Annotated in this window: 17 protein-coding genes; 8 read left to right on the forward strand and 9 right to left on the reverse strand. The window is 41.5% G+C overall.

The window, feature by feature from the left end; translation table 11 throughout:
- Positions 1 to 720: YadA C-terminal domain-containing protein (locus tag HMPREF2573_RS02720; protein ID WP_210383685.1), on the forward strand; the 720-nt coding region annotated here is incomplete at its 5' end.
- Positions 721 to 868: 148 nt separating this feature from the next.
- On the opposite strand, the gene HMPREF2573_RS02725 is transcribed toward HMPREF2573_RS02720, so the two are convergent.
- The 4 genes from HMPREF2573_RS02725 to HMPREF2573_RS02740 are packed head-to-tail and all read right to left on the reverse strand — an operon-like array spanning position 869 to position 2699.
- Positions 869 to 1330 carry a threonine/serine exporter family protein gene (locus tag HMPREF2573_RS02725; RefSeq protein WP_003664728.1) on the reverse strand — a complete coding sequence of 154 codons (462 nt, stop codon included), beginning with the start codon at positions 1328 to 1330 and terminating at the stop codon, positions 869 to 871.
- Positions 1330 to 2229, reverse strand: coding sequence for a threonine/serine exporter family protein (locus HMPREF2573_RS02730; protein ID WP_003673236.1), 900 nt, complete (start codon positions 2227 to 2229; stop codon positions 1330 to 1332). Before HMPREF2573_RS02730 ends, HMPREF2573_RS02725 begins: the two co-directional genes overlap by 1 nt.
- 4 nt (positions 2230 to 2233) lie before the next feature.
- Positions 2234 to 2482, reverse strand: coding sequence for a hypothetical protein (locus HMPREF2573_RS02735; protein ID WP_003657409.1), 249 nt, complete (start codon positions 2480 to 2482; stop codon positions 2234 to 2236).
- Between the two features lie 31 nt (positions 2483 to 2513).
- Entirely contained in the window at positions 2514 to 2699 is a 186-nt protein-coding gene (locus HMPREF2573_RS02740) for a DNA gyrase inhibitor YacG (protein ID WP_003673235.1), read from the reverse strand.
- Between the two features lie 299 nt (positions 2700 to 2998).
- Here HMPREF2573_RS02740 and HMPREF2573_RS02745 point away from each other — a divergent pair, with 299 nt between their 5' ends.
- From HMPREF2573_RS02745 to HMPREF2573_RS02750, 3 genes are all read left to right on the forward strand, one after another.
- Positions 2999 to 4492 carry a DUF3360 domain-containing protein gene (locus HMPREF2573_RS02745; protein WP_003657413.1) on the forward strand — a complete coding sequence of 498 codons (1494 nt, stop codon included), beginning with the start codon at positions 2999 to 3001 and terminating at the stop codon, positions 4490 to 4492.
- 166 nt (positions 4493 to 4658) lie between these two features.
- The gene (locus tag HMPREF2573_RS09295) at positions 4659 to 4826 is read left to right on the forward strand and encodes a hypothetical protein (protein WP_003657415.1); all 168 of its coding nucleotides are present in this window, start codon (positions 4659 to 4661) and stop codon (positions 4824 to 4826) included.
- Between the two features lie 67 nt (positions 4827 to 4893).
- Positions 4894 to 5616: a nitroreductase family protein gene (locus tag HMPREF2573_RS02750; protein ID WP_003671197.1), complete on the forward strand. Its 723-nt coding sequence runs from the start codon at positions 4894 to 4896 to the stop codon at positions 5614 to 5616.
- A 177-nt stretch (positions 5617 to 5793) separates the two neighbouring features.
- Here the strand turns inward: HMPREF2573_RS02750 and HMPREF2573_RS02760 are convergent, their stop codons facing one another.
- The 3 genes from HMPREF2573_RS02760 to aspS are packed head-to-tail and all read right to left on the reverse strand — an operon-like array spanning position 5794 to position 9256.
- Positions 5794 to 6540, reverse strand: coding sequence for a hypothetical protein (locus HMPREF2573_RS02760; RefSeq protein WP_003664718.1), 747 nt, complete (start codon positions 6538 to 6540; stop codon positions 5794 to 5796).
- Positions 6533 to 7456 (reverse strand): lysophospholipid acyltransferase family protein, encoded by a 924-nt coding sequence (locus tag HMPREF2573_RS02765; RefSeq protein ID WP_003673233.1) that lies wholly within the window; start codon positions 7454 to 7456, stop codon positions 6533 to 6535. The genes HMPREF2573_RS02760 and HMPREF2573_RS02765 overlap by 8 nt, the downstream gene beginning before the upstream one ends.
- 3 nt (positions 7457 to 7459) lie before the next feature.
- Positions 7460 to 9256 (reverse strand): aspartate--tRNA ligase, encoded by a 1797-nt coding sequence (gene aspS / locus HMPREF2573_RS02770; RefSeq protein ID WP_004463137.1) that lies wholly within the window; start codon positions 9254 to 9256, stop codon positions 7460 to 7462.
- Between the two features lie 456 nt (positions 9257 to 9712).
- Here aspS and HMPREF2573_RS02775 point away from each other — a divergent pair, with 456 nt between their 5' ends.
- From HMPREF2573_RS02775 to HMPREF2573_RS02790, 4 genes are all read left to right on the forward strand, one after another.
- Positions 9713 to 11575 (forward strand): potassium/proton antiporter, encoded by a 1863-nt coding sequence (locus HMPREF2573_RS02775; RefSeq protein ID WP_070472486.1) that lies wholly within the window; start codon positions 9713 to 9715, stop codon positions 11573 to 11575.
- A gap of 134 nt (positions 11576 to 11709) precedes the next feature.
- A complete protein-coding gene (gene sohB, locus HMPREF2573_RS02780) occupies positions 11710 to 12687 on the forward strand; it encodes a protease SohB (RefSeq protein WP_081278231.1) in 978 nt (325 codons plus the stop codon).
- Positions 12688 to 12811: 124 nt separating this feature from the next.
- The gene (locus tag HMPREF2573_RS02785; RefSeq protein WP_003669459.1) at positions 12812 to 13666 is read left to right on the forward strand and encodes an SDR family oxidoreductase; all 855 of its coding nucleotides are present in this window, start codon (positions 12812 to 12814) and stop codon (positions 13664 to 13666) included.
- A gap of 116 nt (positions 13667 to 13782) precedes the next feature.
- Complete coding sequence (locus tag HMPREF2573_RS02790) at positions 13783 to 14817, forward strand: mechanosensitive ion channel family protein (protein ID WP_003660181.1); 1035 nt, start codon at positions 13783 to 13785, stop codon at positions 14815 to 14817.
- Positions 14818 to 14836: 19 nt separating this feature from the next.
- Here HMPREF2573_RS02790 and HMPREF2573_RS02795 read toward each other — a convergent pair whose 3' ends face one another.
- Together HMPREF2573_RS02795 and cysE are read right to left on the reverse strand one after the other, a co-directional pair.
- Positions 14837 to 15478 (reverse strand): DNA-3-methyladenine glycosylase I, encoded by a 642-nt coding sequence (locus HMPREF2573_RS02795; protein WP_070472489.1) that lies wholly within the window; start codon positions 15476 to 15478, stop codon positions 14837 to 14839.
- Positions 15462 to 16268 (reverse strand): serine O-acetyltransferase, encoded by an 807-nt coding sequence (cysE, locus tag HMPREF2573_RS02800; protein ID WP_003660178.1) that lies wholly within the window; start codon positions 16266 to 16268, stop codon positions 15462 to 15464. The genes HMPREF2573_RS02795 and cysE overlap by 17 nt, the downstream gene beginning before the upstream one ends.
- Positions 16269 to 16288 lie beyond the last annotated feature (20 nt).

Genomic DNA, 16288 nt, shown 5'->3' on the forward strand with positions numbered 1-16288 from the left:
CAGCAAGATCAGCATAGCTCTGATATCAAAACCTTGGCAAAAGTAAGTGCTGCCAATACTGATCGTATTGCTAAAAACAAAGCTGAAGCTGATGCAAGTTTTGAAACGCTCACCAAAAATCAAAATACTTTGATTGAGCAAGGTGAAGCATTGGTTGAGCAAAATAAAGCCATCAATCAAGAGCTTGAAGGGTTTGCGGCCCATGCAGATATTCAAGATAAGCAAATTTTACAAAACCAAGCTGATATCACTACCAATAAGACCGCTATTGAACAAAATATCAATAGAACTGTTGCCAATGGGTTTGAGATTGAGAAAAATAAAGCTGGTATTGCTACCAATAAGCAAGAGCTTATTCTTCAAAATGATCGATTAAATCGAATTAATGAGACAAATAATCGTCAGGATCAGAAGATTGATCAATTAGGTTATGCACTAAAAGAGCAGGGTCAGCATTTTAATAATCGTATTAGTGCTGTTGAGCGTCAAACAGCTGGAGGTATTGCAAATGCTATCGCAATTGCAACTTTACCATCGCCCAGTAGAGCAGGTGAGCATCATGTCTTATTTGGTTCAGGTTATCACAATGGTCAAGCTGCGGTATCATTGGGCGCGGCTGGGTTAAGTGATACAGGAAAATCAACTTATAAGATTGGTCTAAGCTGGTCAGATGCAGGTGGATTATCTGGTGGTGTTGGTGGCAGTTACCGCTGGAAATAAAGCCTAAATTTAACTGCTGTATCAAAAAATATGGTCTGTATAAACAGACCATATTTTTATCTAAAAAAATTATCTTAACTTTTATAAAGTATTATAAGCCAAAGCTGAGTAATAATAAGAGATGTTAAAATAAGAGATATTAAAACTGCTAAACAATCGGCTTGCGACGATAAAATAAGATACCTGGAATGGACAGCCCCAAAACCAATGCTGAGATGATAAAAATCGCCTCAAAAAAATGACGCATCATAACGATAAATAAATCCATATCAAATCCAAAATAGCCAATTTGTACCATGCTAACCATGGCTTTATAGGCAGCGATTCCCGGCATCATACAAATCAAGCTAGGTACAATCAAGGCTTTAGGTGGCAGGCCATGACGCTGAGCAAAATGTACACCCAAAAAGCTACCCGCCATCGCCCCAAAGAATGTTGCCACAACCAAATGCACACCAAAAATTACCATCACTTGTTTTAAACCAAAACCAAGTGCTGTTACCATCATGCAATGCATGATGTATTGCTTTGGCAATGTAAACATTAAACACCAGCCCACAGTAATGATACATGACAATACAATTGTTTGGATAATCTCGATAATGCCCATCATAGCCCCCAATGTGGAATTCTAAGAAAAATCAAGGTCATCACAATCCCAACACAGGCTGATAGGGTCAGCATGGTTGCAAACATCCATCGACCTACGCCCATATTCATATAGCCTTTTAAGATATCCGATAACGCATTAATAATAGGAAAGCTTGGTACAAGTAATAGCACACTGGCGGCGACAGCAATGTCAGCATTAGTACCTAAATTTAAAAAATATGCCAAAGCTGCCAATAAAGTTGCGGTAAATGCCGTTATCATAGCGACGACAAAAGGATTAAAATGTTGCTTTAAAAGATACATACGCAATCGCATCGCAACAAAACTGGCAATAAAAGTAATCAGAGCAATCACCAATGTTGCACCGTTTAAATAGGCAAAACTGGCACATGATACGCCCACAAAAAATGATACCAAATGATTAGAATAGACAGTTTGGTAGATGGCATCAAACCCTTGTTCTACGCTACTGATACATGCGTCATGGCTTTGGGTGTTTAAACAATGGGATTGATTGGCTTGATGATTTTCGGCACTTAAGATAATTTGTTGAATTTGTACTAAGATACTGACATTAATGCCTTGATGAACGGTATTTCTCACCGTTGTGATACAGCGACCTTGATATAAAGTGGTTAAGGTGACCGCATTAAATGACAAACCGCACTCAACACCATCAATCCCAAGTGCCGCCCCAAGCCGCTTTGTTAAATCAACCACCACCACAGACTCTGCACCATATTGCATGAGTAGTAAAGCACAGCGGATACATAAACGAGTGATTCGTTGTTGCTGAGCATAGTTTAGGCGGCTGGGATGCGTATCAAATAAAATACTGGGCATCTCGTCGGCCAAATTAATCATTGGGTGACTTTTGGTGGCTTGAATGGTTGGCATAAAATCACTTAAATTCTAAATTCAATGAAGCCGATGAAATAGCCAATTTTAGGACGCATTCATTGGCTTTAGCACCCGAATTGGCAAAAAAATACTTGCACCATGCCAGCGGTTTGACACAGCACAGTCGCCGCCTTTTCCTGCCAATCAATGCCAAATAAGCCGTACCATCTTTGGTGTACAGGTATGAACCTTCGCCACGCACAAAACTGATGGGTTGGCGGACATAAGTGGGTATGATGTGACTGTTCATGGCATATCCTTATGTTGACTTGAATGATTAATTAATAGTCTGTAACTTCATGATATTCAGGCGATGGCAGTTCATCACCTGCAATCAAATACTCATCAGACGCCCATGCACCCAAATCAATGAGCTTGCAGCGTTTTGAACAAAATGGACGGTTTGGGTTGTCAGACCATGTGGTTACTGCTTGACATAGTGGGCAAGGGTGGGTTATTTGGTTCATTTAATAGGTATAAGATAAAAATAAATTGTATTTTATCATAATTTGGCAAAACTAAGCAGCCAAATACTCAAGTAACTGATATGATGAGATAAAATGTGTACAAAAGTGTCGCCGAATACCAGTGGTAACCAGACTTGACGCCACTTTTACCATGGATTGTTCTTTTTATATGATAAAGTTCGTAAATAAGACATGACAGAAGTATTAAAGCAAGCTATAATCCCATGTGATTATTTTAAAATAAGACTAAAAACTGCAACAGCAGGTGAATTATCAATAGCAATAATAAGGAGGATATTGTGAGTGATTCAAATCTGGTCACCGATGATAATCATAGTTTGAACAAATCATACCGTGAACTGCATCGCCCTAGCTCAAGTTTTGAAAAACGAGAGGATTATTTAAAGCACGAACTACAAATTATGCAGCCTCGTCGCTGGCGTATCAATTTACCGTTTCGTGATTACCGTTTTGAATTAGAAGATACTATCCCTGCAATGGCAGGCACCATTGGTAAGATTGTGATGGTGGGTGCGATGGCAGCTGCTTTTGCTGCACCGCTAGGGCTTGGCGAGGCATTTGTTTTAGAAAATGTCCGCTATGAGATGATTATTGCTGCATTTTTTGTACTTATTTTCTCATCATTTATCCTACCGACATCTAATTTACCAGGCACGCATGGCCCTCTTCTTCCACTCATTCCCATCGTGGTAGCGGCAGGAGGACATCCACTTGCCTTTGGTGTGCTCATTGGCGTGTTTGGGCTGATTTTGGCATTGGTAAAGGGTGGCAGTCTCATGACTCGGCTTACCAGTAATGGGGTGGCAGGAGGATTGTTGCTCTATCTGGGTTTTGTTGGGCTAATAGGTCAGGTCAAAAAGCTGATAACATGGGCAGATGCCATTGGTCTGCCACACATCGCCTTTATCATTATTTTATCTACCATCATCATGTATGCCCTATTGGAGCATTGGCAAAAACGTTGGCTTGCTGTGCCTATTGGCTGTATGTTGGCGGGTTTTTTGGCATTTATCCTAGGAGCACCGTTTGAGTTTAAGACCGAACCGGGATTGCCTCCGCTTAGCCCAATGTACTGGTGGGGGGAGAGTACAGGTTGGACGCTTGGTCTGCCAGATTTGAAGGCGTTTATCGTGGTATTCCCTTTTGCAGTATTGGCGGTTGCCATGTGGACACCTGACTTTTTGGGACATCAGGTTTTCCAAAAAATCAGTTATCCCAAACACTCAGAACGTACGCATATGAGTATTGATGATACGACCATCACCTGTTCATTGCGTCAGATGGTAGGCTCTGTCCTTGGAGGGGCAAACTTTACATCATCGTGGGGAACATATATCGTACCTGCATCTATTGCCAAGCGTCCGATTCCCGCTGGTGCTGCCTTGACTGCGATTTTTTGTATTGTGGTGGCGGTGTGGGGTTATCCCATGGATTTGGCGGTGTGGCAACCTGTGTTATCAACAGCACTTATCGTGGCGGTATATGTGCCACTGCTCGAAGCAGGCATGGAGATGACTCGTAAGGGTAAGACTACACAGTCTGCCAGCATTGTGGTATTCTCATCAGCACTGGTAAATCCTGTGTTTGGTTGGTCTCTGACCATGATGCTTGACAACTTAGGCTTGATTGGGGATAAAGAACGCAGCCGTCAGTTGGGGCTGTCAGGCAGAGTAATCATTCCTGTCATTGGATTTGTGGTACTTTGCCTTGCTATGGCTTCGGTAGGTATGTTCCCTGGTGTGCCAGCGTTGATACCACAGTTTAGGGTCTAATTTAAATTGGTTTAATCAATCGCTCCACTGGTTTGGGGCGATTGTCATGACTAACAAAAAATAATGTATCGCCATAGTCATTGCAAAATGTAGACAGCTATGCTAAATTGTGCAATTTAAACTACTGATAATTAATCTATTGATAATCAAAGCCTTGGAGATTTTTATGAAACAAAGTGAGCAGACGACTTTTAATATGCGTGTAGATAAGCATTTGGTGGAGCAATTTAAGCAAGCGGCACGAGATAATAACCGTACTGCCAGTCAATTATTGCGTGATTGTATGATTGATTATGTGAAAAAAAACCGCCAAGCAGATATGTTTAAGCGTTAATTTCGTCTGAATTTAAGATGGTGTTTGATGATTGTGGTTGACAGTTACACAGTTTTAGGAGAAATTGATGGAATTTAAACAGGCTGTTGAGTATCGCCGTGCGGTGCGTGATTATGACTCAAATAGACCGCTAGATCCGACATTGGTGATCGATTGCCTAAAGCTTGCACAGCTATCACCCAGCAGCTCAAATATGCAGTTGTATGAATTTTATCATATCACAAACCCCGATATGCTCAAAAAACTTACCAAAGCTTGCCTGTCGCAACAAGCAGCTGCCAGTGCATCACAAATGGTTGTTTTTGTGACACGCCAAGATTTATATCGCCAAAGAGCCAAATCAGCGTTATTATTTGAGCGTGATAATATCAAAACCTACAGCCCACCCAAGCGGCAAGTAGCCAGAATTCAGCGTATGCAAAAATATTATGGCGTACTAATGCCGACAATTTATCGTACAACTTTTGGTGTACCAAGTTTACGCAGTGCGGCATTTTTAGCAATCCAAAAATTTAAACCAACCTATGATCGTGTATCTGTGGCTGATGTGCGTATTATGGTGCATAAAAGCTGTGCTTTAGCTGCTCAAACTTTTATGCTGGCAATGAGTGCAGCGGGTGCTGATACCTGTCCGATGGAAGGCTTTGACAGTAAGTTGGTTAAAAATCTACTCAATTTACCCAAAGAGGCTGAAGTTAATATGATTATCTCATGTGGCTATCGCACCGAAAAAGGGGTTTGGGGTGAGCGATTTCGTGTGCCTTTTGATGAGGTTTATCGGCAGATTTAATCAACCAAATCAAAATCGTTTGTTTGGTAGAGGGTTTTTAATTGAATACTTTTATCAATTGTATTGGCTGATTTATTTGCTTTGTGTTTACAAAGGCTGGTGTCAAAATCTGATTGCCATGACTGATTATAAGACAAAATGATTAATACATCATAACAGCTGTGTGGTATGATGTCATCATTGCCATGCATCCTTAATCCATTTGCTTGGCAATACATGACGATACCATTTGCCACCACCGCCAGCGATGGCATCAGGCGGGTTAATCTCACCATGAAAGATGACAATTTTGGCATTGATGGGCTTTTTGGGTGGTACAAAATACGCCATAGGAATCTTTTGTAGACAGTGGTATTTAAAGCTTACGCACCAAGATGAATCCCAATATTCTAAATGGTGATGTTCTCTGAGATAATTTGATAAAAAGGCTTGTTCATGGCGAACCTCTTTGCGGATTTTCTCAAAATTTTGTTCAAAATATTCCAATAAATGCGGATAAGTATGATATCCGACCTTGAAGCGATACACAGAACTATTACCCACCATTCGCCATGGCTTCTTCCAATCACGAATAATCATCACACTGTCATCATGTTGGGCTTTATGAGTAAAAAAAGCATCAATATTATCAATGATTACAATATCAATATCCAAAAATAGTGCAGTTCCTTTTAGCCCATATAAGTCAGGCTTAAAAGTGGTGAGTTTTTTCCAGCCACGCTCTGGGATATCACTTGGTAAATTTAGCTCTGGGATGGGATAGCAGGTGATTTCATCACGAATGCCTGTGCTGTTGTCGGTTAGACACACCATCGTAAATGGTAAAGTCAGATTACGCTTGACCATATTATATAAGCGATTGACATATTCAGCACCGTATTTGGTACCCCATTTCATACAGATGATGTAGTTGGTATCACTCATAACTATCCTTTGACATGGCTTGAAGCTTTATGGCTATTTTTTTTAGCTCATTTTCATTAAGTAAATAAGGATTATTTAATAGTGGTGTATGCTTGAACCGACGATAGCTCCACATATAATGCAAAAAATGTGGATAAATCATTTGTTCCATCGCACCATTTAAAGCAGTGGTTGCAATTTTGGTATTTTTTGAATAAAGTTGTTCATCATTTAATTCATAACAAAAAATTTCAAAACCATCGCCATCTTCACGCCGAATACAGCTTAAGCCAACAAGAGCACAACCAGTTTTTGCAGCAAGCTTTGACGCCAGCGTACTGGTTAGGGTTTTAATACCAAAAAAAGGAGCAATCTCACCACCTGATGGATCAGGTACATGGTCGGGCAGTATGATACTAAATCCACCTGCTTTGAGTGTTTTAAAAATTGCCTTAACACCACTAGCATCTGTGGGTACAAGGCTGGCATTTAGTCTTTCACGCCCCTGTAAAACAAAGCGATCTACCGCCGCATTTTTGATGGGCTTATACATGATAGTAGGGGAGCCAAAGGTATTGAGCCAAGCATTCATCATCTCCCAAGTGCCGATATGAGGCACAATGGCAAGCATACCACTTGGATTGGCAAGTGCTTTGATTAGGATATCTTCATGATGAACCGTTTTAATTTGTGCGATAGACCATTTTGGTGGCATTGCCCAAGTTTTAAGACTGTCGACTGCACTGATGAGCTGATTTTTTAGGATTTGTTTGGCGAGTTTTTGCCGCTGTGCGTCTGGCATCTTGGGGTGAACCAAGATTAAATTGGCTTGGATGCTGCGATAAATACTAAGCCTGCAATGATAGGAAATATAAGACGCACACGCCGCCAATCCATGCAGGACTGACAGCGGTACATATCTTAAAAAACCAAGCACTGACTATTCTGCTTTTTGTTTTTCACGAATGCGAATGCCCAACTCACGCAACTGGCGATTATCAACTTCAGCAGGTGCTTCGGTCAATGGGCAATCTGCCGTCTTGGTTTTTGGGAAGGCAATCACATCACGGATTGAGCTGGCACCAACCATCAGCATAATCAGGCGATCTAGACCAAATGCCAAACCACCGTGCGGCGGTGCACCAAAACGCAATGCATCCATCAAAAACTTAAACTTAAGCTCTGCTTCTTCTTTAGAAATACCCAAGGCATCAAATACCGCCTCTTGCATGTCAACCGTATTAATACGCAGCGAACCGCCACCAATTTCTGTGCCATTTAGTACCATGTCATAGGCAATGGATAGGGCGGTTTCGGGACTTTGTTTGAGTTCCTCAACCGAGCCTTTTGGGCGTGTAAAAGGATGATGAACTGATGTCCACTTACCATCATCAGTTTCCTCAAACATTGGAAAATCAACGACCCAAAGCGGTGCCCATTCACAGGTAAATAAATTTAAATCAGTACCGATTTTAACACGCAATGCACCCATAGCATCATTGACGATTTTGGCTTTATCGGCACCAAAGAAAATGATATCGCCAGTTTGGGCATCGGTACGCTCAATCAGCTCAATCAAAACCTCATCGGTCATATTTTTAATGATGGGTGATTGTAATCCTGATTCTTTTTCAACGCCATTATTGATATTGCTTGCGTCATTGACCTTAATATATGCCAATCCACGAGCGCCATAAATACCAACAAATTTGGTGTACTCATCAATCTGCTTGCGACTCATGTTACCGCCATTTGGAATGCGTAAGGCAACAACACGGCCTTTAGGATCTTGGGCGGGCCCTGAAAATACTTTAAATTCAACATGTTGCATGATGTCAGCAACATCAATAAGTTTTAAGGGAATGCGTAAATCAGGCTTATCTGAGGCATAATCACGCATGGCATCTGCGTAAGTCATGCGGGGGAAGGTATCAAACTCAACATCCAGCATGGTTTTAAATAAATTTTTGGTTAAGCCCTCGGTGATGTCCATAATCTCTTCATCTGATAAAAATGAAGTTTCGATATCAACTTGGGTAAATTCTGGCTGGCGGTCAGCACGCAAATCTTCATCACGGAAGCATTTGGCGATTTGGTAATAACGGTCAAAACCTGCCACCATCAAAAGCTGTTTAAATAGCTGTGGTGACTGTGGCAATGCAAAAAAGTTGCCTTGGCGAGTGCGTGATGGTACCAAATAATCACGGGCACCCTCAGGTGTGGCACGGGTTAAAACGGGTGTTTCAACATCCAAAAAGCCATGGTCGTCCAAATAGCGGCGAATGGTTGAGGTTGCTTTGGCACGAAATTTCATCCGCTCCTGCATTTCTGGGCGACGCATATCCAAAAAACGATACTTTAATCGCAGCTCTTCTGAGACTGTGATGTTGTCATCATTCAAAGGAAATGGTGGCGTGTCTGATTTGGCAAGCAGTTCAATCTCTTTACCCAAAAGCTCAACTTGACCGCTGACCATATTTGGATTTTCGGTACCTTCATAGCGACGACGCACACGCCCCGTAATCTTAAGCAAATATTCTGAGCGAGCAGCATCGGCGGTCGCAAATGCTTCGGGCGTATCAGGGTCAATCACAACCTGTAACAAACCTTCACGATCACGCATATCCAAAAAGATCACACCGCCATGGTCACGGCGACGATGTACCCAGCCTGCGATGGTAATGGTTTGGTCAATTAGCTCTTCGGTCACTTGACCGCAATAGGTGCTACGCATCATAATTTTGCCCCAAAAATTGCAACCAAATAAAAACAGTTGCAAGAATGATTACATAAAAAGAATGTTAAATTAAAAGGTTTTAAACGCTACATTATGCCTTTTAATTGAATTTCGTGCAAGTATTGCCGTGATAAATTTATGATTTTTGGCAATGATTAGCTTGCTATACTTGATTGATGAAATTGACAAAAATTAGCAAGAAAGTTTTTCTCTATCTATAAAAATAAAGTTACAATTGAATACGGATAAAATTTTTAACGCTTAATCATGGATAAATTGCATAAAAATGGTGATTTTTCAAGATTTTTGATGGTATCTAAAAGGTGGCTATGATAGGATTTGATTAATTTGATGGTGTGAGTTTGAATGGATTTAACATTTAAGTCAATCACTGATACTTAACTTTGTTGTATTTGCGGTAAAATAAATCGCCTTATTTAGGATTGTAAATTATCGATGGTCACCTTAAATATTTTGTATGTTGTTGCTTCATTATTGATATTTGCCAGTATCATGACAAGCACGCTTTCAGCACGCTTAGGCGTACCTTTGCTGTTGTTTTTTTTGGGCGTGGGTATGCTGGCGGGTGAAGAGGGTATTTTAGGCATCGAATTTGCTGAATATAATTTGGCAAACTTTATCGGTCAGGCGGCACTTGCGTGTATCTTATTGGATGGCGGTCTTCGTACTTCAATGCGTTCGTTCCGTGTGGGGCTTAAGCCCGCGGTAACTTTGGCAAGCTTAGGTGTCTTGGTAACGGTGTTAGTGGCAGGTATTTTTACCACTTGGCTTTTGGATGTTGATTGGCGGCTGGGCGTCTTGATGGCGGCGATTGTGGGTTCAACCGATGCAGCAGCGGTATTTAGTCTGCTAAGAAATGGTGGTGTCAAGCTAAACGACCGTGTACAAGCCACGCTTGAGATTGAGTCAGGTGCAAACGACCCATTGGCAATTTTATTGGTTACGGTGATGATTACCTTGAATCTTGATCCGACAAGCCAAGGGATTGGTGACATTATTTTTATGCTCATCAGCCAAATCGGTATTGGTTTGGTACTTGGGTTATTGTCAGGTTGGGCATTATCTAAGATGTTGCCAAAAGTTTACTTGGCAGATGGTATGTATGCCATTTTAATTTTATCTGCTGGCTTGATTGTTTTTGGTATCACAAACCTTTTGGGCGGTTCTGGATTTTTGGCGGTATATTTGGCAGGCGTCGTGATTGGCAATACCAAAGTGCGTGCCACAGAGCATGTACTGCGTGTGATGGATAGTTTTGCTTGGTTATCTCAAGCGGTGTTATTTGTGGTGCTTGGGTTATTGGTACAGCCATCAGGCATCTTAGAGGTGATTCATTACTCATTACTGATTTTTATCTTTTTATTATTCGTCGCCCGCCCAATTGCGGTATTTAGTTCATTGTTGCCGTTTCGTTTTGGCATTCGTGAGATCGGTTTTATTTCTTGGGTTGGTTTGCGAGGGGCGGTGCCGATCACGCTTGCCATTATCCCAGTGACGATGGCGGTACCTGGTGCTGACTTGGCATTTAACATTACTTTTGGCATGGTAATTTTATCCTTATTGGTACAAGGTGCAACCATTCCACTGATGTCTCGTTTATTTCGGGTGTGGGTACCAACCAATAATGAACCAAAAGCTGAGCATGAAATTTGGGTGGCAGATCAGGCGAATATTACTTTATATGAATTTGAAGTCAAGCAGGGTGCATTTGCCATCGGTCGCCATCCTCAATCCATCTCGAGTAAATTTGACGCCCAAGCCTTATCCTTATTTGCATTGGTGCGTCATAATAAGCTTGTTAATGTGAATGAAGATACCATCTTAAAGATGGGCGATGTGGTTTGGTATGCCATGCGTGGCGATGATGCACCAAGTATTGCCAAAATTTTTAATAATTCCGCCACCCAATACCAAAAAAATAGTGAGTTTTATGGCGATTGGCTACTGTCTCCTCATGCACGCATTGCAGATTTGCCATTTTATAATTTGGCAGCACGCTCACTTGCGACCAACTCATCTAGTCGCCTACCAAAGCCTGTTGCCAGTGCGCTTGATATATTCACCGTTCCGCCACAGGTTGGGGTAATGACTGGTATTGATGAAGATTTGGTGAATAAATTGACCGAAGCTAAAAATCAAACTGTCGAAGAATTTATGATGCAGTATTTTAAGACAGAACCTGTCAAAGGAGATGAGGTATATCTGAATGAAACTTGGTCGCTCATCGTGCGTGATGTGGACGGACGAGGTCGCTTGCGTGGCGTGGGTCTAAAAAATAAAATTAAAAAAGAGGTTTAATTGAGTAATGATAAACTTTCGTTTTTGATTTGTGCGATTTTTGTAATCAAGTTATGTTGGGCATTTAAATCATGTATTTTTTCCCCATTTACCACCAAATACGCTTTTATTGATTGATATTTTAAGGCAAAATTATGTTACACACTTCAAAAAAACCCATTGAGCTACACATTACCCATCTAAATAACGCTCAAAAAGATACCAAAAACAAAATCAAAACCATCCAATCTGAGCATCATGGTGCATCACACAAATTCAAAGATAAATTGTGTCAATTATTCAAAGATATTAAAACATTAGACAAAAAATGCCAGCAGTCTACCGACGATCACACACAAAAAGCAGCAATTTATGTCCTTGATTTTGATGGAGATATTAAGGCAAGTGCGGTCGCTCATTTGCGTGAAGAGATCAGTGCCATCATCAGTGTGGCAAATCGTGGTGATGAAGTGGTGCTTCGCCTCGAAAGTGGCGGCGGTCAAGTGCATGCCTATGGGCTGGCTGCCGCACAGCTTGTGCGTATCAAAGAAGCAGGGTTAAAGCTGACCATCTGTGTTGATAAGATTGCTGCCAGTGGTGGCTATATGATGGCATGTACTGCCGATAAAATTATTGCCAGTGATTTTGCGGTCATTGGTTCGATTGGTGTTGTCAGTCAGCTGCCTAACTTTCACGAGTTTTTGAAAAAGCATGATGTGCAATTTGAGCAGTTTACAGCAGGCGAGTATAAGCGTACTGTCACGATTTTTGGAGAAAATGACGATGAAGATCGTGCCAAGCACCAAGCTGATATTGAGCGTATTCACGAGTTATTTAAAGGTTTTATTCATAAATATCGCCCCCAACTGGATCTTGAGCGTGTCGCTACAGGTGAAGTGTGGTTTGGTGAAGATGCTCTAGAGCTTGGGTTGATTGATGAGATTGGTACTTCAGATGCGTATTTGCTCGATCAGCTAAAAGCTTGTGAAGCGTATTTGTTACATTCTCGTAGCAAGCCAACTTTGGCAGAGAAAATTGGCTTGGCTGAGCAACTTGGTAGCAGCGTCACAGATGTGATTGGAAAAACAGGCAATTTACTTGGGCAAGCTTTGGCTAAATTTAGCAGACCTTAAGTGATGACCAAGCGTCTTTAGAAAACTTAAGCTAAATAAATTAATACTGTGATTTTTGGCTTGGCTGCGTTAAAATATGCGATTTAGTCATTTGATGATGCAGATTAGCTTGGTTGTAATTTCTATGAAAAAACTTGAAGAATTGTTTAGTAAAGCCGATAGATTTGGACGCATTGTCGCCAACCGTTTTAATAAAATTAAAGACTTAAATGACATTCGTGGCATTGGGGCGGGTAAGACAGTGCTGATTACAGGGGCAAGCTCGGGTCTGGGTGCGATGATGGCGCGTAAGTTTGCTTTTTTGGGCTATGATTTGGCGATTTGTGCACGCCGCCTAGAAAGGCTTGAGGCAATCAAGGCTGAGCTTGAGGGCGATTATGGCATTACGGTACATATCAAACGCTTGGATGTGACGGATTACGAGCAGATTTTTGAAGTCTTTGGCGAATTTACCAAGCAAATTGGTCAAATTGATAAAATCATCGTCAATGCAGGCGTAGGCGACAGTCGTGTGATTGGGCATGGTCGATTTAATATTAACCGTGCGACCGCCGAAATAAACTTTATTGCCGCCATTGCCCAGTGTGAAGCGGCAATGCAGATTTTTCGCCGTCAAAATAGCGGTCAATTGGTGGTTATCTCAAGTATGTCTGCGGTGCGAGGGTTACCGCGTCATTTGACAACTTACGCCGCCGCTAAGGCTGGTCTCGCTAGACTTGCTGAGGGCATTCGCGCCGATATGATCAAAGAAAAGTTACCGATTACGGTATCGACCATTTACCCAGGTTATGTACGCACAGATTTAAATATTGGGGCGAAATATCTGCCTTTTGAAGTTGAAGAAGATGAAGGTGCTGATGTCATTATCAAGGCCATTGAAGCCAAAGTTGATGAAGCTTATGTGCCACTATGGCCATGGTTACCTATTGGACTTGGTATGAAATATTTGCCATTAAGACTAATTACTAAGTTTATGTAATTAATTGATATAATAAATAATAAAATTATTTGTTAGGTTTTTGCCATAGGTAAGATAAGTATCTAGACTTGGCAAATAGACTTAAAGGTTATAAAAATAGAATTGATGGAAAAGTCATGAGTCAAAGTAATAAAGTAGCCAACAGCGAGTCTAATACCGTTGTTCGTACAGTCGCTGATACCGCTGAAACAGCCAAAGAGGTTGTGACAGATGCAGCAAGGCTGACGAAAGATACCCTTGAGCATGGTGCCAATGATACTTTACAATTTTTGGGCGTACCAATTGATATCAATACACTAACCCAGCTGGCAATTGACTTTTCGGGGCGTTTGGTATTGGCATTGCTGATTTTCTTTGTAGGTCAATGGATTGGTAAACGCATCGTTGGCGTTGCCAAACACATTATGGTAAAAAGCCGACTGGATCGCACGGCTGCCAACTTTTTGGGTAATTTGTTATATGGTTTGATGTTGGTCACGGTCATTTTGGCATCCTTGAATAAATTGGGCGTCAATACCAATTCATTTGTTGCTGTCTTGGGTGCGGCAGGTGTTGCAATTGGTGTATCGCTCAAAGACCAGTTATCAAACTTAGCGGCAGGTGTTTTGATTGTGATTTTTAGACCATTTGGGCGTGGTGATTTGGTTGAGATTGGCGGTAAACTTGGCACAGTACTTGATATTAGCTTAGTCAATACCCGTATTCGTACCGCCCATAATCACGAGATTATTATCCCAAATGGTGATATTATGACCTCTGCTAGTATCAACTATTCCTCCTTGCCAAATCGCCGTGTAGATGTTGAGGTGGGTATCGGTTATAATGCAGATATTCGAGAGGCACGCAAGGTAATGATTGGTCTTGCCGAAGCCCATCCAAATGTTTTGGATGACCCAAAACCAACTGTCATTGTCACAGCATTGGCCGATAGCTCTGTGGATTTGGTGCTGAGAGTATGGACCAATAATGACGATTGGTTTATGACGCAAGCAGATTTGCTTGAGCAGGTGAAATATGCGTTTGATGAAGCGGGCATTGATATTCCCTTTCCGAATCGTACGGTACAGATTGAAGGGCTGCAGATGGATAAAGTTAAAACAATTTTTGAATCAAATGCCAAGCATCCTGAGCCTAATTCATCCAATCTATAAACAGCCTAAGTAAATTTAATCAATCCATATATTTAAGCCCTGCGTATCTATGATGATACAAGGGCTTTTTGCGAAAATCACAATCAATCAAATGATCATTTACCATGCCAACTGCTTGCATAAAGGCATAGCAGGTCGTTGAACCGATGAACTTAAATCCTTGCTGTTTTAGGGCTTTTGCCAATCTTGCCGAGACTTCATTTTGGGTGGGTATGTCGGCAAGTGTTTTGGGGTAGTTGATGACGGGTTTGCCATCTGGTGTTGCAATCCCCCACAGATAGTCACTAAAACTTTGATGCTCTGTGATGGCAAGGTAGGCTTTGGCGTTATTGATGATGGCGTTGATTTTACCAAGGTGGCGGATAATACCCGTATTTTGCATTAATGCTTCAATCTTAGCTTGATCATACTGAGTAATTTTTATGGCATCGAACTCATTAAAGGCATGATAATAATTATCACGCTTTTTTAAAATCGTAATCCAGCTTAAGCCTGATTGCATTGACTCTAGGCAAAGTTGAGCAAATAGCCTCTGGTCATCATAAATGGGCTTGCCCCACTCATGATCGTGGTAGTGAATGTAAAGTGGATCGGACAAGCACCAACTGCAGCGATTGACTGTTTTTGCGATTGGATTTTTCATATCAAATGTGATAATCAAGCTCTAAGCCTTCGCCATCAAAAACATCCAAATCATCTTTGCACAGTGATTTTATGCTTTGGGGGTTGAAATTTGGATCTAGTTTTTTGACTGCGGCGGTGAGTTCACAGATTTGCTTATCACGCTCTTGGATATGTGCCAATAAAGCTGCAATACTTGATGCAACAGGGTCTTTGGAATCAGGTTTTAAGCCATAAGCGTTAAACAGCTCCTTAGATTGTGCGTGATGTTTGGTGGATATTTGTTCTTGTTTGTGCTTGACGACCATGCGGGCGGCACTACCGACCATCGTGGCACCAGCTGGCACTGCCTTTACGACAACAGCATTTGAGCCAATCTTGGCATCATCACCAACACGAAAGCCACCCAAAATCTTAGCACCTGCACCAACAACCACATTGTTGCCAAGGGTCGGATGGCGTTTGGCACCTTTTTCCCAAGAGACACCACCTAAAGTGACACCATGATACAAAGTAACATCATCACCAATTTCGGCAGTCTCGCCAATAACGACGCCCATGCCGTGATCAATAAAAAAACGCTTACCGATCTTAGCGGCAGGGTGAATTTCAATGCCTGTTGTGCAGCGACTAAAATGAGAAAGCGCTCTGGCCATAAACTTATGGTCCAAATTCCACAAGTAGTGTGCCCCTCGGTGCATGATACGCGCATGAATGCCAGGATAGGTTAACAGTACTTCCATTTGGCTGCGTGCAGCAGGGTCTCGTGCAAGCACAGCTTTCACATCATCTGTGATGGTGTTTTTTAATTTCAACAGTTTTTTTAGCATGTATTTTTCCTAAAATTTCT

Source organism: Moraxella sp. HMSC061H09 (assembly GCF_001809255.1).
Lineage (GTDB): Bacteria > Pseudomonadota > Gammaproteobacteria > Pseudomonadales > Moraxellaceae > Moraxella > Moraxella catarrhalis.

Excerpts from the sequence above, each read along its gene's own strand:
- HMPREF2573_RS02750 (WP_003671197.1), top strand. The coding sequence starts at position 4,894 with ATGGAATTTAAACAGGCTGTTGAGTATCGCCGTGCGGTGCGTGATTAT.
- HMPREF2573_RS02725 (WP_003664728.1), bottom strand. The coding sequence starts at position 1,330 with ATGGGCATTATCGAGATTATCCAAACAATTGTATTGTCATGTATCATT.
- cysE (WP_003660178.1), bottom strand. The coding sequence starts at position 16,268 with ATGCTAAAAAAACTGTTGAAATTAAAAAACACCATCACAGATGATGTG.
- HMPREF2573_RS02760 (WP_003664718.1), bottom strand. The coding sequence starts at position 6,540 with ATGAGTGATACCAACTACATCATCTGTATGAAATGGGGTACCAAATAC.
- HMPREF2573_RS02790 (WP_003660181.1), top strand. The coding sequence starts at position 13,783 with ATGAGTCAAAGTAATAAAGTAGCCAACAGCGAGTCTAATACCGTTGTT.
- HMPREF2573_RS02740 (WP_003673235.1), bottom strand. The coding sequence starts at position 2,699 with ATGAACCAAATAACCCACCCTTGCCCACTATGTCAAGCAGTAACCACA.
- HMPREF2573_RS09295 (WP_003657415.1), top strand. The coding sequence starts at position 4,659 with ATGAAACAAAGTGAGCAGACGACTTTTAATATGCGTGTAGATAAGCAT.
- sohB (WP_081278231.1), top strand. The coding sequence starts at position 11,710 with ATGTTACACACTTCAAAAAAACCCATTGAGCTACACATTACCCATCTA.
- HMPREF2573_RS02775 (WP_070472486.1), top strand. The coding sequence starts at position 9,713 with ATGGTCACCTTAAATATTTTGTATGTTGTTGCTTCATTATTGATATTT.
- HMPREF2573_RS02785 (WP_003669459.1), top strand. The coding sequence starts at position 12,812 with ATGAAAAAACTTGAAGAATTGTTTAGTAAAGCCGATAGATTTGGACGC.
- HMPREF2573_RS02735 (WP_003657409.1), bottom strand. The coding sequence starts at position 2,482 with ATGAACAGTCACATCATACCCACTTATGTCCGCCAACCCATCAGTTTT.
- HMPREF2573_RS02730 (WP_003673236.1), bottom strand. The coding sequence starts at position 2,229 with ATGCCAACCATTCAAGCCACCAAAAGTCACCCAATGATTAATTTGGCC.
- aspS (WP_004463137.1), bottom strand. The coding sequence starts at position 9,256 with ATGATGCGTAGCACCTATTGCGGTCAAGTGACCGAAGAGCTAATTGAC.